Consider the following 25,669-nt stretch of genomic DNA (forward strand, 5'->3'; position numbering starts at 1 on the left):
CGAAAGATGTTGCAAAATGTGATGCAAAAGAATCTGTAGACACGGAAGAAGTTGCAGAAGCTGGCACCGAAGAAACTGTAGACTCGAAAGATGTTGCAAAATGTGATGCAAAAGAAACTGTAGATACTGAACCGGTAAACTCTGACGACAAGACCAACTGAGAATAAGCATACTCAATAGGCCAAAACATAACCTATGTGCCGGAGAGTTAGATACACTCTCCGCACAAAGTTAAAATTTAACCATTATTTAGAAAGTTTTTATAACATTTTTAAAGTGGAAAATTCACCGAACGTTTGAGATAATTGAAATAAGTTACGTTTGGATTTCAATATATACAGTTCTGTTTTTAGAATATCTCTTCACCTTGAGCTCCCAGGTTTTAACTGTAGTAGACTCTTATTCGCAAACAGATTATGTCAAATGACTGCTTTTTTAAAAAATAAGAGTTTTATCAGCGGCGTCCATGTACATTAGCTTTAAGTAAAAAGAAGAGGACACCTGCTATATAATCTGAAAAAAGGCACTCTTTATTTTAGTATAGCATTTTTTATATAATTCCTGATTCCAATAATAACCACATTATTTATATCAGTATTAACATTCCGAATTCGGCCTCAAAAGAGCCAATTATATTTGAAGTCAGATTAATTTGACGAACAGATCATCCTTCATATTATATTTTTGTCCAATCAAGTGGTCCAAAAAATAGGGCTGGAAATGTGAATTGAATGTGAATTATAGAGAATTGCATATCAAAATTTAAAAGGGGATTTTAACTAGTCATGAAGCAGAAAAATCCGGGAAAAACTGCTGAAGTTACGGAAGAAAGTCCAACAAAAGTTCTTGAGGACCCTTACGGGCGAAAGGTGACGGGACTTCGTATATCCATCACGGAAAAGTGCAACCTTGCCTGCATGTACTGCCATAATGAAGGAGCAGACTGCTGCACCTGTGGCCCCGTGGGGCACGAGATGAGCCCGGAACTGATCTGTGGCATTGTCAGGGAAGCCGCAAAATTTGGGGTTCGCAAAGTAAAATTTTCAGGAGGCGAACCGCTTTTTCGGAAGGACTTTGAAGATATCCTGGCCTGCCTTCCCCCCTTAAAAGAAGTCTCTGCAACTACAAACGGTATCCTGCTTGAAAAACGTGCAAAAACCCTGAAAGCTGCGGGCCTGGACAGGGTAAACGTAAGCCTCGATTCTCTTGTTCCCGAAAAATATGAAGCAATTACCGGAGCCCCGTCGGGATCTCTTGAAAAAGTTATTAAAGGCATTGATAGCGCAGTTGAAGCTGGACTGACTCCTGTGAAGCTGAATATGGTGCTCCTAAAAGGTGTAAATGACAACGAAATTGATTCTATGATGGACTTTATTCGGCCATATAAAGGAAAAGTTATCCTGCAATTAATCGAGCTTATGGATATTGATCCTGAACTTACGAAGTATATGATTGACTCAAAAGCCTTCGAAAAAAATCTGGCTGAGAGAGCAAGCGAGATAAGGGTTCGGCATCTCCACCATCGAAAAAAATACATCATTGATGGAGTGGAAATCGAGTTCGTACGCCCCATGGACAACTCGGAATTCTGCGCCCACTGCAGCAGGCTCAGGGTCACTGCAGACGGAAAGTTCAAACCCTGCCTGCTGGTAAACGACAACCTGGTGGATGTAAGGGATGCAAAAAGCCCCGAAGAAATAGAAAAACTGCTCAAACTTGCGGTAAGCCGAAGGAAACCGTATTGCAATTCTGTTAGCGTTCTTAAATAAAGAAAGATCAGAGAGAAAAAGGTTGATACAAAAGTAAATAAAACAACAAGGAGGAAAAGAGTGAAAATCGAGCTTTTAGTAGACGGCAGGAAAATCCCAATGAATGAGTTTGTCCAGAAAATCATAGGAAACGTTATTCAGTCAATGGTCGAAACTCTTCACACCATTGAAGGTGGATGGAAGGAAATTTCCATTCACATTGAAAAAGATTAAGTCGAAAAAGAAAAAAGAGTTTTCCGGAAAAAAGAAAAAAATTAGTATTCCCTCCGGGACCGGCTCTTGCTTTTTCAGAGTAATATTACAATTCAGAGAGACTTTTTTAGAGAGACTTTTTTAGAGATATTTTTCGATCTCCGAAAACTCTACCCTGGCAGTTGAGTCCAGGGAAATCGGGGTTATTGAAACATGCCCTTTCTGCATGATAGCGTGCACGTCAGTCCCTTCTTTTTCTTCCCGGATCAGGTCTCCTGCAATCCAGTAATAGGGCCTGCCCCTGGGATCATGCCTTTCTTCAACATCGGTTTTAAAGATTTTTCGTGCAAGGCGGGTTATCTCTATAGGCGTATCTTCTTCGGCATGGTAAGGAATATTGATATTCAGGAGATCCACATTTTCCGGCATTCCATGTCTGAGGACGTTTCGAGCAACTCTGTTTACTATTTTGATCCCTGCCTCAAAACGCTCTCTATGGTAGTCCCTTGGATCATCGAATTTCTGTCCTTCATCAAGCACCTGCATGGAGGCTGCAATTGCAGGAACGCCATAGCTTGCCGCTTCAAGGGCTCCTCCGATAGTCCCTGAAGTTGTAATCGTATCCGTACTTATATTCTCTCCAATATTAAAGCCAGAGAGCACCAGGTCAGGCAGCTCCTTGAGAATAGTGAAGATACCAAGAATTACAGAGTCAGTAGGAGTTCCGCTCACAGCATAGGCAGGTATGCCTACTACATCTGTCTTCGTGATCCGAAGAGGTTCAAAAATAGAAATCGAACGTCCGACCCCGCTCTGCTGGACAGCAGGGGCTGAAATCGTAACTTCTCCTAGATCCGAAACACTATCAAAGGCAGCTTTCAAACCTGTGGAATAAATACCGTCATCATTGGTAACAAGAATTTTTGGGGCCATCAGCCTTCCCATAAGTTGCAGGATAATTTAAAATTAATGGAAAAGCTGCACGAAATGAAAACCCGGAAGAAACCAATCACTGCCAAAATTAACAACTATATTTGGAATTAACCCTGTTTCAGAATAGTGTAGAAGAATATAGTGGAAATAAACGTCATAAATAAAGACCAAATATAAAACAATAAAAAATAGATTGTGGGGGTTATTGATCAAATCTGACAAAACAAGCATATTCATCTTGCCTGGTCAGATTTGAGAGATCTTCTTGTGATTACGATTTTCAGTAACTGACTCCCACAGTGAATATTTAGATATGATAAATGTTAAAAAATCATATCTGGATTGAATATTATTAGGTTACAGATCCTTAGTTACTCGCCAGCGCCAAAAGCAGCTTTAAGTTTGTGTTCTTCTTCTTTGGAAAGCGAAGTGCGCACTACCTTAGGGTTAAATTTGCTTAGTTCATCAAGAACCTTATCCTCAGTCCATTTTGAGATCAACAGGAAGAGGGCAGATCCACCGGGCTCGATGGTTTCAGCAACTTCCTTGATGAAGTCGTCATTGATTCCGTAATCGGATAGTTTACCTGAAATTGCACCGGTAATGGCACCAATTGCCAGGCCCAACCAGGGCATCCAGAAAAGCAGTCCAATCAACATACCCCAGAATGCTCCACCCACCGTACCTGCGCCTACAAGGTTTACCGCCTGCTTTACCTTGACCTTACCATCATGGTTACGAACGACAATTGCAGCGTCATCGAGTGTGATTAACTGCTCCTTTTTAAGACGCTGGATGGTTTCATCCATTTCAGATGCGCCTTTATCGTTCGAAAATGCAAAAACAATCAATTCACTCATGTTTCGAGCATCTCCTTTTTCATTCTCGATTTATGCAAAATTATGATGCTGATCGCCTTAGTTTAAGAGCACAGGTTACCATTTGAGATTCAATAGAAACAACCTCATAGAGAGAACAAAAAGTTCTGGACCTCATTTTACGAAGTTTTGAATCCGATTAATGATAACAATGAACTCAACGCTAAGGACTTTGTTGTTTCCTGCGTCATAACCCCGGGTAACCCCTGCCGGTTCACAGACCCATGCTCATTTTGAGAGTATAGGTTTCTCCATGCTTGGTTATTACAGAAGCCACCCAGGTAAAAAATGTCATAATATTATATATGTATTACGCACTTTAGAAGGGAAATAAAATACGAACAAACTTGTTATAAATATTACAATTTAGATACTTTGAAGGTTCACGCTGCTGATTTATCAGTTCAACTTCAAAAGTTCTATAATCATACGCAAAAACAAAACATAATTTTTGGACTAAAATATCCTCGACTACAGAACATTAATTACCAAGGAGTAAATAAGTTTGTAAGATTTTTACAATCAAGTGGAAACATCTCAACTCTCTGGAAATTGAAAAATTACGACACGCCTAAAAATAAACTGGCAAAAAAGAAAGGAAAAATGCCACAAAAAGAGAAATTGAACTTAAGGGCTGCTTTTTGATATATTTGAGCCCTGATTCTCTTTAATCAAAGGATATTTCTTTCCAAAAGTGTTTAATCCGCGAAAGAACCTTTAAAGGACCTTTTTACAATCTGAGAGCGATTCTTTTGACCTGATGACTTTTGAAACAGGTGAGGCATCAAATAAAGTAGTTGAGTCATCAGGCATTCAATTCTTCTGATGTTTGTTTCTCCCTAGCTTGAGAATTTATGAAATTAACCCTCATTTTCCGGAGACAACTTACGCAGTTGAGGAATGGAACCTGATACACCTGAGTTTTTGAAAAAACACTATGTTTTAACAGCCCAGGACCTCAAGTTTACGATTTTTCAATTCAACTGCGTAAGTCCTAACCTGAGTAAATACCGACAATCTTCCTCCTAATTTTAAACTAATCATTGCCACCTCCCCATCGGGTCCCCCTAATTTTGACCCGAAAACAATTTTTTTGGTGGCAAATAGTTTTTCTTACTTTGGGAGGGAGGCAAATCTAAGAGATGGTGTAAACTGCAAACTCAGAATACAGTTTTCATTGTATACACATAAAGGTGATGAGTACCTATAGCAAACAGCATCACCCTTATTATCAGAAACTCCAGATGATGGAGCCAGTCAGTTATCTCTATAATCTTTTCCTTATGTAAAGTCCTTTTTCCTATCACGGTCTTTACTATTTCTTTTAAACTCTTTAATAGCATTTTATCATAACCCCACTGATAATGTATTCTATTCAGAGTCGTCTCAAAGCATCCCCTGTTAAAAAATGCCCTGAATATTTACTACAAATCCAACGATATCTCAAAAGGCACTTTATGTTCGAAAGTACCTTGCATAGCATACACTATCCAACGTAATCTCAAAGAAGCATCTCCATATCGAAAATGCATTATCTACCCCACCGACTCTAGCTTTAGAAGCTTGTGATATTAAAAGCTGTTGGGCTTGTATAAGAGAATTTTATATGAACGAGTAAATAATATACGAAAGCTCCGATCAACATTTTAGTCACTGGGCATGAGAAAGAACCTGAATATTGATAGCAAAAGAAGACAAAATACAAGTTCAGACTAGGGTATACAAGCAAGAGATCGAAAAAATAGGGTAATAAAATTGGCACACTGCCCACTTTGATGGGCTTTAAGACGAATAAATATAACTAAGACGTACAATAAAGATATTTTGATTTTGTTCAAGCTCATTTTTTATCCTTATTGCATCTTCTTTTGGAATCCAATACGTCAGGGGGCCATCACTATAAAGAAAACGGATATCACACCAAACAAACTTTTCCAATTGAAGATTATATTTACTTAGCATCATAATAAAATTTTTATTATGAATAACTCGTTCAGATATTGTAATTATGTAATAATTTCCTTTTTTGATTGCAGGAGTAGGTTCAGTCCAAGTTTTCTCTTTTTCAAGTTTACTTTGTACATCCGTTATTTTATCTTTGTCCACCATTATGTAATATTTTTCCGTGTAGTTAGTGTCATATGTTATTCTATAGTTCCTAATCATACTATAGTTTTGAAGAATGGCTTTAACTTCTGCTTCAGAAATTCCATCTTTAAATTGAATAGCCATACCACCTACTTGCGATTCAGGATCCGGAGTTGTATTAACTGGTGTAGATGTATTAACTGGTGTAGATGTATTAACTGGTGTAGATGTATTAACTGGCATAGATGTATTAATTAGTGTAGATGCATTAACTGGTGTAGATGTATTAACTGAAGTTTGTGTAGAGAGTGCCCACAAAAATACGAGAATCAGCAAAACAATAAGGGCAGCGATTTCCTTTCTAATTTTATTCATTTTACCACTTCTAGGGATAGCATGTTTTAGTTTCACATAGCTTAAAAAATTGTATAGATATGTAATAACGAGTATCCTTTGAGATTTTGAAAAATTTACATTGAGGATTTCGATAAACCCCTATTTTTGACTATTTACATATAAAAATTCCGTTGCAAAAAATCTGGCTTTTTCACAAAAGGAGTGAACGCCGTCACAATTCGGAAAGGTACTCATTTTTATTCGGGGGAAAATGATACACAAAGGTGAAAATTGTAGTGTCAAATTGCAGAAATATTTTTTTGCAATGGAACCTTAGATCATATACAATCTGATTATGATGGATTTTTAGGAATGGCAAAAAACATTGTTTGATTTTTAGTATTAAAATATTATTTAATAATGTAAATAATTTAACATCATATTAATTTTAAAGAATAAGATATAATGTTTGTATTCTGTGACTAGTTCATTTTCTTTAAAATTATATCCGGCTGCTCAAATTCTTTCTTTAAAAAATCTTATATTAAAAGTCTAAAATTTCATGTATTTTCACAATCATATTTATAAACCCAAAACCTCTTCAACCCGCCCAAGAGCAGTGCAAATTTAATATAATGATTCCCTTTATCCATCTAATATTTCAGACGAGTCAAGAATTTGCGTTTATCTGATATCCACAATCAATTTTACGAGGATTTATAACATGGACAAATACGAGAAGGTATTCGAACTGGCTAAACGCCGGGGGTTTTTGTGGAACTCCTTTGAATTATATGGCGGAAGCCGCGGGTTTTATGATTACGGGCCTCTTGGGAGCACGCTGAAGAGGCGGATCGAGCAGACCTGGAGAGAATTTTACGTGATCCAGGAAGGGTTTATGGAGATCGAGTGCCCGACAATAGGGATCGAGGACGTCTTTATTGCGTCCGGGCACGTTGGTGGCTTTTCAGACCCCCTGTGCGAGTGCATGAACTGCAAAGAGGCATTCAGGGCTGACCACCTTGTAGAAAATGTAATGAGTGCGGCAGGAACCCTGAGTGCAGAAGACCTTACTAATGTCATAAAGGAAAACGGGGTCAGATGCCCGGAGTGCGGTGGAGAATTCGGGGAAGCCTATGAGTTTAACCTGATGTTCAAGACCACAATCGGACCTGGCACCGGAAGGCAAGGGTACCTCAGGCCTGAAACGGCGCAGGGGATGTTCGTGGACTTCCAGAGGCTGTCTAAGTTCTACAGGGATAAGCTGCCTTTTGGGGCAGTGCAGATAGGAAAATCCTACAGAAACGAAATTGCACCCAGGCAGGGAGTCATCCGGCTCAGGGAATTTACACAGGCCGAGTGCGAGATCTTTGTTGACCCCAGGAACAAGAAGCACCCCAACTTCGAACGTTTTGCTGACAGAGAACTTGTGCTCTATTCGCAGGAGGCACAGCAGAAAGGTGAATCTTTCAGGATGACTGTGCGGGAAGCCGTGGAAGCCGGAGTTATTGCACACGAAGTCCTGGGCTACAATATAGCACTCACAAACGAATTCCTGACAAAAGTAGGAATCAATCCTGCAAAACTCAGGTTCAGGCAGCACCTGAAAGACGAGATGGCGCATTACGCAATCGACTGCTGGGATGCCGAGATCGAGACAGACCGCTTCGGCTGGGTCGAAATCGTGGGAATTGCCGACAGGACTGACTATGACCTCAAAGCCCATGCAAGAGTCAGCAAGACCGAGCTTTACGTTTACGTTGAGTATGACGAGCCGAAAATGGTTACCCGGTTTGCCGTGAAGCCAAATATGGGCAAGCTCGGCCCGGTCTTTAAGGGCAAAGCAAAAGCCGTCGCAGATGCCTTAAAACAACTTTCTGAAGAGGAGCTTTCGAGAAATGAAATCAAAATTACCGTGGGCGGGGAAGAATTGACAGTCAGCTCCGATATGGTGAGCTTTGCTGAAGAAACTGTAAAAGTCAGCGGAGAAAACGTCATCCCTCATGTAATTGAGCCTTCCTATGGTATTGACAGAATCTTTTATGGTGTCATGGAGCACGCCTTTGATGAAGAAAACGTGGCTCAGAAGGCAGCCGAATCAGGGCTTAAAGGTACAGAAGAAGCCGGAAATGAATCCGAAGCAATAAAGGACGAAAAAGACGCCGAGAGCGAAGAGGAAATCCGCCTTGTGATGCACTTCTCAAGCGCAGTTGCCCCTGTGCAGGTAACAGTTCTCCCGCTCCTTACCAGGAAAGAGCTTGCAGACCCTGCAAAGGAAATCATTGCAAAATTGAGAGAAAAGACCTTGCTTGTCAACTACGACGACTCAGGAACCATCGGGCGACGCTACAGGAGAAACGACGAAATCGGGACGCCTTACTCCGTTACCGTGGACTATGATACCCTTGAAGACGGCACTGTAACCATAAGAGACAGGGACTCCATGCGCCAGATCCGGGCTCCGATCAAAGGAATTGAAAACGTGCTTTACGAGCTTATTTACAGGGGCAGAGATTTTGAATCCACAGGCAAGCCCTTTAATTTCTGAAATACTGAAACCAGGGCTGGACGCGAATGTGAAAAACCTGGGCATGTGAGATATGAGATTTCCCCTTAATCTCAATTTTCAGGGCTGCAAGCTGAGAAGCCTGCAGCAAAACTTTAATTTTATTGCTCTTTTATAATACAAGAAAGACCTGAACAGATTGCTCCTGAAGAAAATAATCCTGAAATAAAATAATCCCGGAACAAAATGAACGAGAGCCTTTTTCCTGAGAAATTAGCATGCATGAAGCACCCCCTGATAAAACCCGACACCGTTGAGCAGAGGCTTTACCAGCTGAACCTTGCAGGGAAAGCACTTGAAGGGTCAAGCCTGGTTGTACTCCCTACAGGGCTCGGAAAAACCATTATAGCTCTTTTCGTAATTGCTTCCAGGCTTCAGCGCTTCGGGGGAAAAGTCCTGATACTTTCTCCTACAAAACCTCTTGTGGAGCAGCATACCGCTTTTTTTAAAAAGGTGATGACCCTTCCCGAAGAAGAGGTTCTCGCTTTTACAGGCAGCGTTGCCCCTGCAGAACGGGAAAGACTCTGGGCACAGGGAAAGCTGATAGTATCCACTCCTCAGGTGATTGAAAATGACCTTCTTACAAAAAGGATCAGCCTTGAGGATGTAAGCCACATTACCTTTGATGAAGCCCACAGGGCAGTCGGGAATTATGCCTATACCTTTATTGCCGAAAAGTACTTCGAGAGCGCAAAAAATCCCCATGTGCTCGGAATTACTGCAAGCCCCGGAAGTTCAGACGAGAAAATCTCTGAGGTTTGTCAGGCTTTACATGTTGAAAATGTAGCCGTGAAAACTGAGAGAGATAGGGATGTTCTCCCTTATGTTCAGGAAAAAGAAATAGAATGGTTTCAGGTCCAGCTCCCTGCCGAGATGGCCGAAATCCGGAGCTATCTTGAAAAAATTTTTGATGACAGGCTCGGAACCATAAGGGACCTGGGTTTTTCTGCAGGCAGCGGGAAATATGTCTCCAAAAAAGACCTTCTGCTTCTCCAGAAACAGCTCCAGGGTGAAATCCGCATGGGAGGAGACCCTAAGATTTTTACTGCCATGTCTGTGGTCGCTGAGATGATGAAAGTGAACCATGCTGTGGAGATGGTGGAGACACAGGGGCTTGAAACCCTCAGAAAGTATCTGGAAAAGCTGGATGCTGAAGCCTCTTCAAGCAGTGCGACCAAGGCTGCAAAAAGACTCATGGACGACCTCTACATGCGAAAAGCCCTTTATAGGGTAAAGGAATGTGATGTGGAACATCCAAAACTCGAGCTTGCCCGGAAAATCGTATCCGAACAGCTTGAAGGAAGCCCTGATTCCCGGGTGATTGTGTTTACGAACTACAGGGACACTGCAGAAATAGTGGTAAATGCCCTTTCCGGAATTCCGGGAGTTGTTCCTATCCGGTTTGTGGGACAGGGTTCGCGCTATAAGGACAAAGGGCTTACACAGAAACAGCAGGGAGAAATTCTTGATAAATTCAGGGCAGGAGAATATAACGTACTTGTAGCTACTTCAGTTGCCGAAGAAGGGCTTGACATCCCCTCCACGGACCTAGTATTATTTTACGAACCAATCCCTTCGGAAATTAGGAGCATCCAGCGTAAGGGCAGGACAGGCAGACAGCATAAAGGCAGAGTAATTGTGCTGGTTACAAAGAACACAAGAGACGAAGCCTATTACTGGAGCAGCAAAAACAAGGAAAAGAAGATGTTAAACAGCATGCATGGGCTTGAAGCTGTTCTGGGCCCTACAGGCTCAAAGAAAGGTTCAAAACTTTCTGATTTTGAATCCCGGGCTGTTATTTCCGATATTGGGGGAAAAAAAATTGAAGGCGAGGAGAAAGAAAGAGCTCGGCATGAAAATAGGGATTTGACTATAGATCCCACGGATACGGCTGTAGACTTAGATTGCGACAGGGTAAGTAAAGAGAGTAAAGAGGAAGAGAACGAGGAAGAGAAAGAAAGACAAAAAACCCTTATAGATTTCGAGACCCTTTCCGGAAAGGAATCCGCATATAAAACAAAAGTACCCGGAATGGAATCGTCCGAAATAGAACCCGGAACCGTGCCTCTCAGAATAGTTATCGATCACAGGGAAACAAAGAGCGGAGTTGCAAAGACTCTGGACAGACTCGGCATGGGACTGAGTTTTGCAGCTCTTGAGATAGGGGATTACGTTGTAAGCGACCGCCTGGCTGTAGAGAGAAAGCGAACGGACGACTTTGCAAGTTCCCTTATTGATGGCAAGCGTAATCTTTTTGCCCAGCTCTCGGATCTTGCAAGAGTGTATGAAAAACCGGTCCTTATCATTGAAGGAGGAGACCTTTTCACTTCCAGGCAGCTCAATCCGAATGCCATCTACGGCTCCCTGATATCAATTGCAATTGACTTTAGAATATCAATTCTTTACTCAAGAGACGAGGAGGAGACGGCTGCGATTTTAAAAATACTTGCAAAACGTGAACAGACTGAAAATAAACGTGATGTCAATCCGCATGGGAAAAAGTCAGCCAGTACTCTTGCCGAACAGCAGGAATATCTCATCTCTTCGATCTCGAACATAGGGCCAAAAGCCGCAAGAAACCTGCTTCTGCACTTCGGCTCAGTCGAGGCTTTTATGAAGGCTGACCTCGCAGAACTCAAAAAAGTAAAACTAATAGGACCAAAAACAGCAGCCAGAATAAGGGAAATCCTTGAGAGTCCGTATAAAGGGTAAAGAAAGATAATGTAATGTTTAAACAGATCCTTGTTCTTCTTTTTCCCCTTATTCAACCTTATTTTCCTAATTCAACCTTATTTTCCTAATTCAACCTTATCTTCCCTTATTCAACCTTATTTCCTTTACTTTAATTCCTTTCTTTTTCCTTTCCTGCTTTCTCTCCCCTTGCTTGTTTATCTATAATTAATACTTTTCAATCTCTTCTTTTCTTTTACCGTTACTTTTACAGCTGCCCCAAGTGCTCTATGAGCTTAAGGCCTTTTTCGATTAGCTCAAAGTCTTCAGCAATACTATGAGGATTTGTTTCGTCCTGAAGGGAGGTTGCAATGCTGACCATTTTTTTAAAGAGAAGGTTCTCCAGTACTTTCCGGTCTCCATGATCCCCGAACAGCTTCGATGTTCCTGCTGGTTTTTCCTCTTTCTTTACGGGTGTAGCCTGGACTGCATAGGCTGCAGGCGCTGTACGTGTTGTTTCCTCTCTTTCGGAAGGTATTTTAGAAATTTCTTCTATTTCTTTTTCTAGCGGTTCGATAGCTTTTTCCTCTTCGTCTGTATCCTCAGAGGTTTTCAGCCCGAACCGTGGTTTTTGCCTGTGTGCCGGGACTCTTTTTTTAGTCTCAAAAGAGGGCCTGTCTTTTTCTGTATACGGTCTGGTTTCAGGAACCTGGACTTCTGCAGCTGGTTCCTGGGCTTCCTCTTCTTCCCGAACATCACATATAGGGCAGATTACTGTGCCCTGATAACGGAATTTTGGGGCTCCGCAGACTTTACAGTGCTCGGCGAGCATCGTGCCCCCCATTTCAAGGAAACGTGCTATTCGCTTTACTTTTTTATCTTTTTCAGAATCCATGTACCTGACCTTCCTTTATGCACAGCTTCTCACTTATTTTATAAGATTTTTCCTGTAGCTCCTGTATTGAGGCTAGCTTCATCCCAAATAAACAGGAAAAGCAGTGAATTCAGAACCACAGTGGGTAGACACTGATACAGGCGGCAACAAAAATCACCGATAATATTTTATATAACAAGCCTATCTTAGACTAATTTATTAGCTCTAATTTTTACATCATAATTGACTGCGCAGGTGATTCGAATGTCATCAAATGATTCAGCAGATGTTATCAAACAATGTCTTCAGGTCCTAGACAGCATAACCAGTGACTCTTCAGTTCCAAGAAATATCAGGCGTTCCGTGAATGAAATTATGGATATACTGAACAAAGAATCCGAACCTCTCTTCCTTAGAGCAGCATCAAGCATTTCCATTCTCGAAGATGTAAGCAACGATCCTAACCTTCCTCTACACACGAGAACTTTAATATGGAATCTCTCAAGCCAGCTCGAGACCATTCCTGTAGATGAGTAAGGCCATAAGGATAGACCCGTCAAACCCATAAAAACAGAATTTGCCCGAGAGCATAAGCTGAGAAGCGGTAAGCTCCCGGAAAGAAAGAAGCTCAGGTACGTTTCTTGAGACGATCCTGTTAAAAGATCCCAAACTTCAACTAATTTTAAAAAAGAGCCGGAAGGGACAACCTTATTTTACTAGCTATTTCAAGCTGGTTTTGGAAGTTATTTACAGGAAGTTGGGGGATATCGACAAGGAAAAACCTTTTTTCTCTTTTTATATCTTTTTTTTGGAACGAATTTAAAATAAGGGCCGTAAGCCGGATTAAAAGCTGGTTCCAAAATGCAAAAGGGTTAAAGCCGGAAATAAGGGGTAGAAAGAGGGGTAAGGATTTAAGAAGCCTTAAAATCAGTTTATGCATATAAAAAATGTTTCCAAATAGAAAAGCTAAATCGTGTAGAGGCTGAAAAGGATTAAAGGGGGTATAAAAGAATGCTTGAAGAAATTTCGGCCCTGATAAGGGAAAATTTCGAGGCCAAGGACAGTGTAAGGGAAGATGGATTGAAAATCTCCAGGGAAATTGTCAGGGAATGCAGGACAGCAACATTCGCCCTGCACGGGCAGGACTTTGAGAAGGCAAATCACAGCATCAAAGCAGCTGGAAAAGCGCTGGAGAAGCTTGAAGTCCTTTTCGAGGGGCATGCTGATATTTATCATGCCGGATTTGTAGAACATGCCCAGCAGGAATATTCGGAGGTTTCAGTCCTCAGCAACCTGCTGAAGGAAGAAGGAGATGCAAAGAAAATTCCATCTCCTCAAGAACTGAAAGTCGAATATGCGGCTTACCTTAACGGGCTCGGAGATGTTGTCGGGGAGCTTAGAAGGCATGTCCTGGACCTTATAAGGAAAGAATCCTTTGAGAAAGCCGAAGTATTTTTAGGGATCATGGAAAATATCCATGCAGTGCTTATGGACTTTGACTACCCTGATGCGATAACCAGGGGACTCAGAAGAAAGACCGATGTATCCCGCGCCCTGATAGAAAAGACGCGCGGAGATGTTGTCAATGCAATTAGTCAGAAAAAACTCGAGACTGCAATGCGGAAGCTGGAGTCCAGGCTTTAGATGAAGCTATGTTTAAACACCGAGCAGATCAATGCTCCAGAACCTCATGAGTTAGAATCAAGCATTTGAACTGCAACTTACTCATATAGGACTTTCATATAGGACTTATTCAATAATTATTTTAATAGTTTGAAGACTGTATAACATTTCAATTATCTAAAGTTTATAAACCAGTGTTTCACATACTGAAAATTTAGAATCTCAATAATCTATTACAAGAGGATATGCATGAAATTTGATCCTGAAAAAATAAAAAGGGACGCAAAAGAGAATTTCGACCTTACCTGGAACGAAGGCAAAAAACTAGTCAGGATGCCTACCCTGAACGAACGCTATCCCAGGACTACTCTGAAATATGGAAAAGCGCATCCGGTCTATGATACTATCCAGAAACTTAGAGAAGCCTATCTTAGAATGGGCTTTGAAGAGATGATGAACCCTCTGATAGTAGATGACAAAGAGGTACACAAACAGTTCGGAAGCGAAGCTCTCGCAGTCCTGGATCGCTGTTTCTACCTTGCAGGGCTGCCCCGACCGAATGTGGGAATTTCCGACGAAAGGATTGCACAGGTAACAGATATCCTGGGGAACGTAGGTGATGAAGGAATAGATAAAATAAGGCAAGTTCTCCATTCATATAAAAAGGGAAAGATTGAAGGAGATGACCTTGTCCCTGAAATTTCATCAATTCTTGGAGTCTCAGATGCTCTTGTTGCAGACATGATCGACAGAGTTTTCCCCGAATTTAAAGAACTTGTGCCCCAGGCAAGCACGAAGACCCTCCGCAGCCATATGACAAGCGGCTGGTTCATTTCCCTGAGTGCCCTCCTGGAAAGGAAAGAGCCTCCTTTCCACTTTTTCTCAATAGACCGCTGTTTCAGGCGAGAGCAGCAGGAAGACGCATCAAGGCTCATGACTTACTATTCGGCTTCCTGCGTAATAATGGATGAGGATGTGACTGTTGACCACGGGAAAGCCGTTGCTGAAGGCCTTCTTTCCCAATTCGGCTTTGAAAAATTCCTTTTCAGACCCGATGAGAAACGCAGCAAATACTATATTCCTGACACGCAGACCGAAGTATTTGCTTTCCACCCGAAACTTGTGGGCTCGAACTCAAAGTATTCGGACGGCTGGATCGAAGTTGCAACTTTCGGGATTTATTCCCCAACAGCCCTTGCAGAATACGAGATCCCATATCCTGTCATGAACCTCGGGCTCGGAGTAGAAAGACTGGCAATGATCCTTCATGATGCTCCAGACATCCGTTCTTTGACTTATCCGCAGATCCCTCAGTACAGCGAATGGGAAATGTCAGACAGTGACCTTGCAAAACAGGTTTTTGTTGATAAAGTGCCTGAGACTCCTGAAGGGCTTGAGATTGCAGGTGCTATCGTTTCCCAGTGCGGACTGTATGGGGAAGAGCCAAGTCCCTGTGAATTTCCTGCCTGGGAGGGAGAAATATGCGGCAAAAAAGTAAAGGTTTCCGTAATCGAGCCTGAAGAAAATACGAAACTCTGCGGCCCTGCTGCTTTCAACGAGGTTGTAGCCTATCAGGGAGATATCATAGGAATTCCAAACACCAAAAAATGGCAAAAAGCCTTTGAAAACCACTCTGCAAGAGCAGGAATTAGTTTCATAGAAGCATTTGCAGCCCAGGCTGCCAGGGAAATAGAAGAAGCTGCAATGTCAGGAGCGAACGAACATATAGTCAGGGTAAGAATTGCCAAAGTTCCCTCGGAAGTTAACCTGAAAATAGGTTCGACTGCTCAGCGCTATATCACTGGCAAAAAGAAGAAGATAGATATGAGAGGCCCGGTTTTCACATCTGTAAAAGCGGAATTCATGTGAGAGAAAAATAGTAAAAACTGGATTACGATACATGCAAAAAGAGCAAAACTCTCATTCAGTATATCCGGAACTCAGCAGGCTGATGGAAACCGGCGAGCCTGTGTGTGTAACCTTCAAAACAGGGCACGAAATCGAAAAAGATGTAGAGGAGAAAGCCAAAGAAAAAGCAGCCGATTCAGGAAATGAAAAGCTTCCTGGAAAATCCGGTTTTCTCTTTTGCGAACTTGTGCAGAAAGCCCGTATGGGAAAAGTCTTCCGGGTCTCGGGGCAGAGTTGCTCCCCAGGAGACTATGTGCTGGGCCTATCGGAAGAAACTCCTGCTGCATATTACCTGAACTCCGGCAGGTACAGGGACTCACAGGCTGCAGAGAAGGCAGCCTTATCGCTTCCGAGATTGGAAAAAAGATTTTGTTCCATAAATGTTGAGCCCCTGTCTCTGAATAAAGGTGATTTTGACGTGCTGATTCTCTTCCTGGAACCCGAGAAAGCCATGCGTATTGTCCAGGCAAATGCCTATTCTGAAGGAAAAAGGGCATTGCTGGATACAATGGGCGCAGCTTCAATCTGTGGAGACTGTACCGTACTTGCACTCAGACAAGGCATTGGACTATCTTTCGGGTGTAAGGGATCAAGAAAGCACAGCGCATATGAAGATTTCGAGGTTCCACTTGGACTTTCTTTTGAGAAAGCAGCAGAAATAGAAGAGGGGCTTTCAAAGCTTCCGAAAACCAGGGAATAAGAGGTTAATGAAAGAGTCCCTTAGTTTTCGGAAGAAAAAGGTCTATAGTCGAAGATTCTATTTCCCCAGTTTGAGAATAATTAAAAGTGGATGGCATATAAAGAGACATAATTTCAGGAATCAGTAGAAGAGGAAATTAATCCGATTGACAAGTTTTTTTAGAAAACTTTTGAGGAAATGACATAACACCGGAGAGATTATTTTATCATGTTTTCCGCTTAGCCCGCACTTCAAAATTATGTGAAAAAAGATACAAAATGGATTTATCTCACCCGTTTCTTGAGAAAAATCAGTGAGTAAAATCCCTATATTCCAGAGATCTCAGCGAGATGAGTTTATATAGAAGTACAAACATGTAAACTGCAATTGTCATATTTTCCGCTTATAGCAAGCGCTTCAAAGTTCTGTGAAAAAACGATGCAAAACGGATTTATCTCATCTGTTTTTTTGAGAAAAACCAGTAAGCAAAATCCCTATATCCAAGAGGCCTCAGCGGGATGAGTTTATATAGAAGTACAAACATGTAAACTGCGATTTTAATTCAAGAGCAATTCTAAACTCACACTAATGGAGGATTAAATTATGGCAGGACAGCCAATATTTATTTTAAAAGAAGGAAGTAAGAGAACCAGAGGCAGAGATGCCCAGAGTAACAATATAATGGCTGCAAAAGCAGTAGCTGAAGCAGTCAGAACAACCCTCGGCCCCAAGGGTATGGACAAGATGCTTGTGGATTCCATGGGTGATGTGGTCATTACAAACGACGGAGCAACCATTCTCAAAGAGATGGACATTGAACACCCTGCAGCAAAGATGGTAGTAGAAGTAGCCAAGACCCAGGATGAAGAAGTCGGAGACGGCACTACCAGTGCAGCTGTGGTCGCAGGCGAACTTTTAAAGAAAGCCGAAGATTTAATCGAGCAGGAAATCCACCCGACAATCATCGCATCAGGGTACAGGCTTGCAGCCGAAAAAGCCGTGGAAGTCCTGAACTCCCTCGCAATGACAGTAGAAATGTCCGACCGGAACCTGCTTATCAGCATTGCTGAAACCGCAATGACCGGAAAGGGTGCAGAGTCCTCCAAAAAACTTCTTTCCAAAATTGCAGTTGATGCTGTCACAAGCGTTGTAGACACAACAGATGGAAAGAACAGTGTTGAGAGAGACAATATCAATGTTGTTAAGAAAGTTGGCGGCAGAGTAGAAGATTCCGAGCTTATCCGGGGCATGATCATTGACAAGGAAAGAATCCACCCCAATATGCCTCAAAAGATTAAGGATGCAAAAATCATTCTCCTGAATACCGCAATCGAACTCAAGGACACCGAAGTAGATGCTGAAATCTCTATAACATCTCCTGACCAGCTCCAGTCCTTCCTTGATCAGGAAGAACAGATGCTCAAGAGGATCGTCCAGAAGGTTATTGGTAGCGGGGCAAACGTTGTCTTCTGCCAGAAGGGAATTGAAGATCTTGCCCAGCACTATCTTGCAAAGGCAGGAATTTTTGCTGTTCGCAGGGTTAAGAAGAGCGATATGGAAAAGCTGGCAAGAGCAACAGGTGGCAACCTCATCACCAACCTGGATGAAGTCACTCCCGAAGACCTCGGATATGCAGGACTCGTGGAAGAGAAAAAGGTTGGCGGCGACAACATGACCTTTGTCACAGGTTGCAACAACCCGAAGGCTGTAACCATCCTGCTGCGCGGCGGTACAGAGCACGTAGTTGACAGTGTCACCAGCGCTCTTGAAGATGCCCTCCGTGTAGTAGCAGTTGCAATCGAGGATGAGAAATTAGTTGCAGGTGGCGGCTCCCCTGAAGTTGAGGTTGCCCTCAGGCTTCAGGAATATGCAGCAACCCTCGAAGGCAGAGAACAGCTTGCAGTCAAGGCCTATGCCGAAGCTCTTGAAGTTATTCCAAGGACCCTTGCAGAAAATGCAGGACTTGACCCCATTGACATGCTCATGGAGCTGCGCTCCCAGCACGAGAAGGGTATAAAGACAGCAGGACTCGATGTTTTCGAAGGCAAGGTCGTTGACATGTGGAAGAACTTTGTAGTTGAGCCTCTTAGAGTCAAGACCCAGGTTATTAACGCAGCCACCGAATCTGCAGTTATGATCCTCAGGATCGACGATATCATTGCATCTACCCGTACAGCCGGCCCCGAAGATATGGGCGGAATGGGCGGAATGCCCCCAGGAATGGGCGGAATGGGCGGAATGCCCCCAGGAATGATGTAAATTCCTGAAAAATAAGATAAATAAATCAACTACTGGCTAAACCCGAAAAAGGCGCAGTTTTCCACTGCTCCTTTTTTAAAATCTTTAGTCAGGAAAGATTTCAAGCCTGAAAACCTGTTTTTTCGGTTTTTCCGGAAATCCATGTGAATCTCCGTTCTCTTTTTTCAGGCTTGTTTTTACATCTCGTTTAATCCTTTATTCTGATGTTTTTTCAGCTGTTTTCAGCTATTTTCAGCCTCTATTCAGGCCTTTTGAAAACTTTTTTTAAGGATTATAACCCTACTTTGACAGGAGCATACATTTTATAATGTATAAATGGGCTTCATGCTTCTGTTTTCTGCATACAATTAAAATTTATATCATGTGTTTATTGATTTTTGATATTTGAAATTTTACTAAACTGTGATGTGTCAATACAACATGTTTTTTGTATGAAAATACTATAATAATTAGTAAAATCTGTCAAAGTAGGGTTAAGATACACTTCGATATCGATGATTAGACATGCAGAGTAAGAGACCTGAATTAGATGAAAAACATCAGAAAAAACATCAGAATAAAAGATGATTTAAAACACAGAAACGTCGGGGACGCCCACAATGAATTGTGGGGTAACATTGTTGGGGTTTAGGCTCTTAATAAGCAGGTATTTAGGTAGTTTGGCTCAGCCTTTTTTAAGACAATTTAGAATATCATCTACTTCATACTTTGTTTTGATTATCCGTGTCCTCCCCCGCTTGCCCTTGCCTGTAAAATCGGCATCTACATAGTTAAGAGCCTGAAGCCTATTGACCATGCCGTAAAAACGGGTATATCCGAGCTGTGTTAAGTCGTGAAAGGATTTGTAGAGTTCTCCAGCTTTAACCTTATCTGTCTTTGCTATTAGTTCAAGCAGCTGCTTTTCAGGGTCTGATAAGAGGCTTATGCCCCTACACAGGTGGAGAAGTTTTGATGCTTCATAAGCTTTTTCTATATCTTCAGAAGAGATCGTACGGTTTCCCCTGCGTTCGGCATTAAAACCGGAGCGCTTAAGGAGATCGATTCCAACCCTGAGGTCTCCTGTCTTTTCCACATACGAGACCACAAGTTCCAATAGCTCATCAGAAATTACCTTCGGATAAAATCCATATTTTACCCTGTCCTTAAGAATATCGAGAATTTCCACATTCTCATATCTAGGGAAAGATATCTCTTCAGGCAGAAAAACCGAATTCACTCTAGAATCTATACAGTAAAGGTCAGATGTATTATTTACAATCCCGATTACCCCTATCTTTGTTCCCGGATATTGCTCATGAGCCCTTAGCAGCGAATACAGAACTTCATTGGCATGCCCTTCGTAACAGAGATAATTGAGGTCATCCAGAGCAACAAGCAGAACTTTTTCTGAAGAGACAAGGGAATTAACAACGGTTTCAAAGATTTTCCTGAATGCGATTCCCGAATTGGGGGGGGAAATTCCGAAAAGTTTCCTGTAAATCCTGGAGATTACCGCAAAGCGTGTCGAATCAATCTGGCAGTTGACTTTGACGGCAACGACACCTAGAGCATGAACCTCAACTTCCCTGAACATTTTCATAACTGCACTTGTCTTTCCTGTTCCTGGAGGACCGACCAGCAAACAGTTCAAAGGACGCATGCCGCGCAGGGCTGGCCTGAGCGCAAACCTGAGCGAGTTTAATTGTGACTCTCTGTGGGGGAAATATTCCGGGAGATAGTCAGGCTCAAGCACGGACATATCCTTAAATAGTGTCTCATCCCAGAGTAGTATGTCGTTACCTGTCAAGGGAAGTTACTCCATCTATTATTATTATTATTATTATTATTAGTATTATTATCATTAATGATATTGAAAGACGAAGGGCTGTAAAAGCATTTTTGGCTTGAGAGAAACTTAACCGACTACGGAAGCAGGAAGTAAGATCAGTTCCGTATTTTGAATGGGAAAGCCTCGAAACATTGAAGCCACCTTTTATTAAATAATGCAGAAATAATATAAACAAGTTAGATATAATCTTAGTAACTTTGACTGAATATAAATAATATAAATTTTTAAGAAACTATCTTTTTGAGAAATATTTCTAGTGCTTTTTTTAAATTTTTAATAGATACGTTTTACTGCATTTAGCTTTTTTGAATTATCATTCAATAGAACTATTTCATCCGCAAAAAAAAATGAAGTAATATACCAGGTGAGAATCTGGAGAAGAAAAATTTCCGGAGCTTTTTACAGATTAAATATATTAAAAATTTTAATGTGAAAAATATTAAAATAAGAATGACTAAAGAATGATGAGTACAGATTAATGCTATAATGCGAAAAGAGTAATTGTCAATATAACAAGGATAACTGCCAATATATTAGTGATGTGTATATTAACGGGAGAGAAAGAGTATGGAAATAGAGTCTAAGTTTCTGGTAACGGAAGAAGCAGATTTTCAGGCACTTGAAAATCTCTCCGGGCTTGCTTCATACGCCCTTTCGGAAGCCAAAATCCAGCAAATCGAGGACATTTTTTTTGATACTGCAGATAAAGCTATTATGGCTACAGGGTACTATCTGCGGGTCAGAAAAGAGTATGGAGAGAACGGCCGGTGGGTAACCATTAAAAGCCTGGGGGGCTTCGAAAGCGGAACCCACAGGAGAGAGGAATATGTCAGTTTCCTGCCCGAAGGAATGTCTGTGCTCGAATGCCCTGATTCCCGTATCAGAAACATGATTTTCGAATTTACTGCCGGACTTGAACTTTTTCCCCTTCTGTCCCTCACACAGAAAAGGGTGATTCGGAAGGTAAAAACGGGAAAAAGAATCATAGCCGAGACTTACCTGGACAGAGTGAACCTGAAAAGTAAAGGCAGGGAAAAGCTCTATAACGAATTTGAAGTTGAGCTTAAAAGCGAAGGAACTCCTGAAGAGCTGGAAGCTATCCGGAGCTTCCTACTCAAGTATTACAACCTGACAGAAAGCCCTTTTTCCAAGTTCGAGAGGGCCTTCCTTTTCATGGAAAACCTTCCTGAGAAAACATTTATGAGCTTGAGAGAAAGGGCTTTCTGCGCACAGCTTACAGCCCAGAAAAACGTATACGGAAAACAAGCTAAAATTATCATGGAGCTTGATAAGAGACAAAACTGCAAGGAACTTAGTGTTCTTCTGAAAGTTCCTCGAACAGAAATAGAAGCCCTGTACTCAAAGTTTGAAAAAGAAAGACTCTCTATTTTTCCTTTTACAACTTATAAAGAAAAAGACCCTGAATTTCACCTCCAGCCTGAAAGAAGCTCTGTTTTAAAAAAGGAAACGAAATCGGTAGAATTTAAGGAATGGGACCCGGAAAACCTTCTTGGATACTACGGAGTAGATAAAAACACGGCAGAAAAAAGCAGGGAGTATGCTTTTGCTCTTTTTGATGGCCTGTTTATATGCCACGAACTGGGGCAGGAGGAGAGAAAACTTCTCGGCCTTTCAGCCTTCCTGAAGGACATCGGAATTTCGGTATTTCCTGAAGAAAAAGCTCGTATGAGCAGGGAAATTCTTCTGACACATTTCATAAAGGGACTTAAGCTCCATGAAATTTTAATACTTGCCCTGATCATGAAACTGCAGGACCCGTGCATAAACGAAAAAAAAATTATTTCAACCCTTAAAGGTTACCATACAAAATTGCCTCCAGGTTTCCAGAATAAAGCCCTGATGCTTGCAGCCATTATGCGGATTGCAGACCTTTTTGATTCTCCTGGAATCCGGCCAGGAAAGATCAGGCAGCTTGAAGACGCTCTGGAAATAGAAATGGTAGGAATTGAGACTGAAAAAGCTGTAAAAAAGATTGAAAGAAAAAGTGAACTCTGGAAATATCTCTTTGGGAAAAAACTCCTATTTACTCAGGTTGCTGAAGAAGTAAAAGTCCCAACCGGAGAAGAATCCGGAACAAAGGGAAAAAACGGAAAGGGAAAAAAACCAGAAAAGAAGAAATACAGGTTATCGGGAAAAGTGACTGTCAAACCGACTGACTCTATGGCCTGGCTTGCCTGCAGGATATTTTCATTTCAATTCTCCTGTATGCTCTCCCATGAAAAGGGGACCATACAAGGAGAGGAAATCGAAGAACTGCATGACATGCGAGTTGCAGTCCGCAGGATGAGGGCAGCAGCAAGGGTTTTTGAGGCTTATCTCGATCCCGGGCAGCTTGAGCCTCACCTTAAAGGGCTCAGGAAGACGCTTGGCTCACTCGGGGAAGTAAGAGATCTGGATGTTTTCCGGGAAAAAGCAGAAGAATATTTGAAAACCCTACCTTCGGGCCATGAACATGATCTGGACAAGCTTTTTGCAGTGCTTGCGGAAGATAGAGAAAAAGCCAGAAAAAATATGCTTGATTATCTGAACAGCGAAAAATACAGCGATTTCAAAAAGAATCTCTCGGACGCTCTTGCCTCTCCCGAGACCCTGGTCCTTCCTTCAACTAACAAGAAACATGACGCTTTGCCTCACAGGGTGAGAGAAGTTCTTCCTTCAATACTTTATGCGCGTTTAGCTGACATCAGCGCTTACTCCGAATGGATTGAAGGGCCTTACCTTCCTGTGGGATGCCTCCATAGGCTCAGAATTGCAGCCAAAGGAATGCGTTATACCCTTGAATTCTTTGAGGGGGTGCTTGGAGAAGATACGAAAACCCTGATCAAAGAGTTCAAAACTTTCCAGGACCACCTTGGAAATCTGCATGACGCAGTGGTCGCAGTCAACTTGCTGGATTCCTGCCTGAGAAACGGGGAATGGGATTCGACCGAAAACGAAAAAGCCTCCGGAAAATACAGATTCTCAGAAGGTGTTCACGGAATCGAAACCTATCTCGCATACAGGGAAGAGGAACTTCAAATGCTGCTCGATAACTTCCAGGATGCCTGGGAAAAAATATGGAATGGAGATTTCAGAGAAAGGATTGAAAGCGCAGTGAAAAACCTGTACTAAAGTCCTTTATGAACGTTCTTAAGAGCCTCTGGTATTTGACTCAAAATTTAAGAAATTGTTTTGGTCACTAGATCCACGGACTTGAGAACGCAAAATACCTGTTATATAATAATAGCGAGTATTCCGAACCTTCTTTAACTGGCAACCACCGTATCGGCCTCTGTGATAGTTTTTTGCACAGAACTTCTGAAGCGCCAGAAAATTGTAGAAATCCGGTAAACATATCCCGGCACACATTACGTTGACCTGACGAAGCATGGCTGTTGGCGGCGCCTTCTTATGTTCCTTTTTTAGTGTTTCTGTTCTTAGAATCAGAATATCGGGATAGTTGACCCCGATAATGGAAGATAGAATTGGCGATATTTGTATTCGGAAAGCAAAAGAAGAAGACTGAAAGCAAATGACGGTAAAAAGCCTCAAGATAGTGTTTTCAGTTTTGCCTATGTGTTTATGTGGTTTTTTTACCTTTCATAGTATTAATCGAAAAAAAAATAGTATATAATGTTTTTGAAAGAAAATAGTTATAATATCTTTGTAACAATTAGGAAAACAAAATACATAGTCTAAAAAGTAGGGGAATGCATAGACTAAAAAGTGGGGGAAAGATCAAGCAGTTATTATATGGGTTAACGTAGAATTCACAAAACGTTATCATAAGAAATAATATAACTTCAGGACTCTCTTTACCCTTGCTCGCTTTGTTAAGTTCTTTCATAAAGGTTATTCTACTTGATTTTGTAGCTCAAGTGCGTAAGCCTTGAATATTTTATATAAATAATTTTTAGACCTTTATTTCCCTAATTTGTATTTTATGCAAACTTGCTAATTGCCATTCTGAGATCGTTTCATGCGTAACTAATATATACACCAGAAACGCGTAAAAGATTAGTTTCATGAGTAACTATTACTCAAAAGTATTTCAAAACAAGATTTCCGGCATTATAAAAATAGAGGATAAAATTATGGTAGATCCAAGAGAAATCTGCGATCCTATTGCCATCATCTACCGGAGCCATCTAGCATATATGGTAAAGGAACTCAAAGCTTACAGGATCGGAACCGGATAATTTGATTTTTTAATGGTTTTATATCGTAAGGATGGCATCTCTCAGGAAAACCTTGCAAAAATCTTGAAAGTCAGCAAAGCAACAAGTACCAGAGCAATCCAGAACCTGGAAAAAGAAGGGATGTGTACAGGCAGAGAGACATAAATGACCTTCGGGCTTATAGGGTTTATCTCACTGAAAGGGGGAAGGAAATAAGAGAGGTGGTTCTGGAAAAATAGATTTATTTTGTCGACACTCTCCTTTCAAGTTTTACACCTGAAGAAAAAGAAGTTTTCAGGCAACTAATCCAGAAAGCTTCACTTAAATTTAATGAAACGGGCCTCGAACTTCCCTATTTAGACATGCCTAATGATATGAAATAGAAACAAGAAGGAGAGGTGGAGACAAATATACCCTGATGCTCGCAGCGGGGTGCGCCAACGCAAATTTGGTTTCAATAAAGAGAGAATGAAATGAGCTTCATAAGTAATTCTTCAAATACAGATTACATCACAACAAGGCAGAAATACCTCAGTAATAAAGGCCTGATTGTTTTTTGGCTATTTTAAGCGCCTTTGTGCCCCTGTTAACTGACCTTTATCTTCCCGCTTTGCCCACCATGACTACGTATTTCCATGTACCTGAATACCAGATAAATCTTACTCTTATCCTGTTTTTCATTTTCTACAGCCTCGAAACACTGGTATGGTGACCATTGAGCGATAAATACGGACGCAGGCCCATTTTGCTCATCGACCTTATCGGCTATGCTATTGCAAGCGTTCTGTACGTAGCTTCATTAAATGTCGATCAGCTGATTCTTTTCCGGGTTTTGCAGGCTGTCGGCAGAGGATTGTGACTGACTGTAACAAAAATGCCTTTTTTAAC

General features: G+C 41.5%; 18 protein-coding genes. 12 read left to right on the forward strand and 6 right to left on the reverse strand.

Features of this window, described 5'->3' with window-relative positions; translation table 11 throughout:
* Positions 1 to 785 precede the first annotated feature (785 nt).
* Together moaA and RG963_RS12200 are read left to right on the forward strand one after the other, a co-directional pair.
* Positions 786 to 1,769, forward strand: a complete 984-nt coding sequence (gene moaA / locus RG963_RS12195; protein WP_310576555.1) for a GTP 3',8-cyclase MoaA — start codon at positions 786 to 788, stop codon at positions 1,767 to 1,769.
* A gap of 60 nt (positions 1,770 to 1,829) precedes the next feature.
* Positions 1,830 to 1,982: a hypothetical protein gene (locus tag RG963_RS12200; RefSeq protein ID WP_310576556.1), complete on the forward strand. Its 153-nt coding sequence runs from the start codon at positions 1,830 to 1,832 to the stop codon at positions 1,980 to 1,982.
* 120 nt (positions 1,983 to 2,102) lie between these two features.
* Here the strand turns inward: RG963_RS12200 and surE are convergent, their stop codons facing one another.
* The 4 genes from surE to RG963_RS12220 all read right to left on the reverse strand — a co-directional run bounded on the left by surE (position 2,103) and on the right by RG963_RS12220 (position 6,235).
* Entirely contained in the window at positions 2,103 to 2,906 is an 804-nt protein-coding gene (surE, locus tag RG963_RS12205) for a 5'/3'-nucleotidase SurE (protein WP_310576557.1), read from the reverse strand.
* 359 nt (positions 2,907 to 3,265) lie between these two features.
* Positions 3,266 to 3,754, reverse strand: coding sequence for a DUF1269 domain-containing protein (locus tag RG963_RS12210; protein WP_310576558.1), 489 nt, complete (start codon positions 3,752 to 3,754; stop codon positions 3,266 to 3,268).
* A 1,178-nt stretch (positions 3,755 to 4,932) separates the two neighbouring features.
* Entirely contained in the window at positions 4,933 to 5,115 is a 183-nt protein-coding gene (locus RG963_RS12215) for a hypothetical protein (protein ID WP_310576559.1), read from the reverse strand.
* Positions 5,116 to 5,554: 439 nt separating this feature from the next.
* Positions 5,555 to 6,235: a UPF0228 family protein gene (locus RG963_RS12220; RefSeq protein ID WP_310576560.1), complete on the reverse strand. Its 681-nt coding sequence runs from the start codon at positions 6,233 to 6,235 to the stop codon at positions 5,555 to 5,557.
* 685 nt (positions 6,236 to 6,920) lie between these two features.
* Here RG963_RS12220 and glyS point away from each other — a divergent pair.
* Together glyS and RG963_RS12230 are read left to right on the forward strand one after the other, a co-directional pair.
* The gene (gene glyS / locus RG963_RS12225) at positions 6,921 to 8,744 is read left to right on the forward strand and encodes a glycine--tRNA ligase (RefSeq protein WP_310576561.1); all 1,824 of its coding nucleotides are present in this window, start codon (positions 6,921 to 6,923) and stop codon (positions 8,742 to 8,744) included.
* 204 nt (positions 8,745 to 8,948) lie between these two features.
* A complete protein-coding gene (locus RG963_RS12230; RefSeq protein ID WP_310576562.1) occupies positions 8,949 to 11,474 on the forward strand; it encodes a DEAD/DEAH box helicase in 2,526 nt (841 codons plus the stop codon).
* Between the two features lie 226 nt (positions 11,475 to 11,700).
* On the opposite strand, the gene RG963_RS12235 is transcribed toward RG963_RS12230, so the two are convergent.
* Positions 11,701 to 12,327: an Sjogren's syndrome/scleroderma autoantigen 1 family protein gene (locus RG963_RS12235; RefSeq protein ID WP_310576563.1), complete on the reverse strand. Its 627-nt coding sequence runs from the start codon at positions 12,325 to 12,327 to the stop codon at positions 11,701 to 11,703.
* A gap of 243 nt (positions 12,328 to 12,570) precedes the next feature.
* On the opposite strand from RG963_RS12235, the gene RG963_RS12240 reads away from it, so the two are divergent.
* From RG963_RS12240 to thsB, 5 genes are all read left to right on the forward strand, one after another.
* Positions 12,571 to 12,843, forward strand: a complete 273-nt coding sequence (locus RG963_RS12240) for a UPF0147 family protein (RefSeq protein ID WP_310576564.1) — start codon at positions 12,571 to 12,573, stop codon at positions 12,841 to 12,843.
* Between the two features lie 474 nt (positions 12,844 to 13,317).
* Positions 13,318 to 13,950, forward strand: coding sequence for a haloacid dehalogenase (locus RG963_RS12245; protein WP_310576565.1), 633 nt, complete (start codon positions 13,318 to 13,320; stop codon positions 13,948 to 13,950).
* Positions 13,951 to 14,178: 228 nt separating this feature from the next.
* Positions 14,179 to 15,798, forward strand: a complete 1,620-nt coding sequence (gene sepS, locus RG963_RS12250; protein ID WP_310576566.1) for an O-phosphoserine--tRNA ligase — start codon at positions 14,179 to 14,181, stop codon at positions 15,796 to 15,798.
* Between the two features lie 31 nt (positions 15,799 to 15,829).
* Positions 15,830 to 16,537 carry a DUF169 domain-containing protein gene (locus RG963_RS12255; RefSeq protein ID WP_310576567.1) on the forward strand — a complete coding sequence of 236 codons (708 nt, stop codon included), beginning with the start codon at positions 15,830 to 15,832 and terminating at the stop codon, positions 16,535 to 16,537.
* Between the two features lie 582 nt (positions 16,538 to 17,119).
* Entirely contained in the window at positions 17,120 to 18,775 is a 1,656-nt protein-coding gene (thsB, locus tag RG963_RS12260) for a thermosome subunit beta (protein ID WP_310576568.1), read from the forward strand.
* Positions 18,776 to 19,439: 664 nt separating this feature from the next.
* Here thsB and RG963_RS12265 read toward each other — a convergent pair.
* Positions 19,440 to 20,561 (reverse strand): ORC1-type DNA replication protein, encoded by a 1,122-nt coding sequence (locus RG963_RS12265; protein ID WP_310576569.1) that lies wholly within the window; start codon positions 20,559 to 20,561, stop codon positions 19,440 to 19,442.
* Between the two features lie 609 nt (positions 20,562 to 21,170).
* On the opposite strand from RG963_RS12265, the gene RG963_RS12270 reads away from it, so the two are divergent.
* The 3 genes from RG963_RS12270 (at position 21,171) to RG963_RS12280 (ending at position 25,640) form a co-directional block, all read left to right on the forward strand.
* Positions 21,171 to 23,735: a CHAD domain-containing protein gene (locus tag RG963_RS12270; RefSeq protein ID WP_310576570.1), complete on the forward strand. Its 2,565-nt coding sequence runs from the start codon at positions 21,171 to 21,173 to the stop codon at positions 23,733 to 23,735.
* A 1,079-nt stretch (positions 23,736 to 24,814) separates the two neighbouring features.
* The gene (locus RG963_RS12275) at positions 24,815 to 24,946 is read left to right on the forward strand and encodes a MarR family transcriptional regulator (RefSeq protein ID WP_310576571.1); all 132 of its coding nucleotides are present in this window, start codon (positions 24,815 to 24,817) and stop codon (positions 24,944 to 24,946) included.
* Positions 24,947 to 25,496: 550 nt separating this feature from the next.
* The gene (locus tag RG963_RS12280) at positions 25,497 to 25,640 is read left to right on the forward strand and encodes an MFS transporter (protein ID WP_310576572.1); all 144 of its coding nucleotides are present in this window, start codon (positions 25,497 to 25,499) and stop codon (positions 25,638 to 25,640) included.
* Positions 25,641 to 25,669 lie beyond the last annotated feature (29 nt).

Origin of the sequence: Methanosarcina baikalica (genome assembly GCF_031461075.1) — an archaeon.
GTDB classification, from domain to species: domain Archaea; phylum Halobacteriota; class Methanosarcinia; order Methanosarcinales; family Methanosarcinaceae; genus Methanosarcina; species Methanosarcina baikalica.

Excerpts from the sequence above, each read along its gene's own strand:
- moaA (WP_310576555.1), top strand. The coding sequence starts at position 786 with ATGAAGCAGAAAAATCCGGGAAAAACTGCTGAAGTTACGGAAGAAAGT.
- surE (WP_310576557.1), bottom strand. The coding sequence starts at position 2,906 with ATGGGAAGGCTGATGGCCCCAAAAATTCTTGTTACCAATGATGACGGT.
- RG963_RS12210 (WP_310576558.1), bottom strand. The coding sequence starts at position 3,754 with ATGAGTGAATTGATTGTTTTTGCATTTTCGAACGATAAAGGCGCATCT.
- RG963_RS12215 (WP_310576559.1), bottom strand. The coding sequence starts at position 5,115 with ATGCTATTAAAGAGTTTAAAAGAAATAGTAAAGACCGTGATAGGAAAA.
- RG963_RS12220 (WP_310576560.1), bottom strand. The coding sequence starts at position 6,235 with ATGAATAAAATTAGAAAGGAAATCGCTGCCCTTATTGTTTTGCTGATT.
- glyS (WP_310576561.1), top strand. The coding sequence starts at position 6,921 with ATGGACAAATACGAGAAGGTATTCGAACTGGCTAAACGCCGGGGGTTT.
- RG963_RS12230 (WP_310576562.1), top strand. The coding sequence starts at position 8,949 with ATGAACGAGAGCCTTTTTCCTGAGAAATTAGCATGCATGAAGCACCCC.
- RG963_RS12235 (WP_310576563.1), bottom strand. The coding sequence starts at position 12,327 with ATGGATTCTGAAAAAGATAAAAAAGTAAAGCGAATAGCACGTTTCCTT.
- RG963_RS12240 (WP_310576564.1), top strand. The coding sequence starts at position 12,571 with ATGTCATCAAATGATTCAGCAGATGTTATCAAACAATGTCTTCAGGTC.
- RG963_RS12245 (WP_310576565.1), top strand. The coding sequence starts at position 13,318 with ATGCTTGAAGAAATTTCGGCCCTGATAAGGGAAAATTTCGAGGCCAAG.
- sepS (WP_310576566.1), top strand. The coding sequence starts at position 14,179 with ATGAAATTTGATCCTGAAAAAATAAAAAGGGACGCAAAAGAGAATTTC.
- RG963_RS12255 (WP_310576567.1), top strand. The coding sequence starts at position 15,830 with ATGCAAAAAGAGCAAAACTCTCATTCAGTATATCCGGAACTCAGCAGG.
- thsB (WP_310576568.1), top strand. The coding sequence starts at position 17,120 with ATGGCAGGACAGCCAATATTTATTTTAAAAGAAGGAAGTAAGAGAACC.
- RG963_RS12270 (WP_310576570.1), top strand. The coding sequence starts at position 21,171 with ATGGAAATAGAGTCTAAGTTTCTGGTAACGGAAGAAGCAGATTTTCAG.
- RG963_RS12275 (WP_310576571.1), top strand. The coding sequence starts at position 24,815 with ATGGTTTTATATCGTAAGGATGGCATCTCTCAGGAAAACCTTGCAAAA.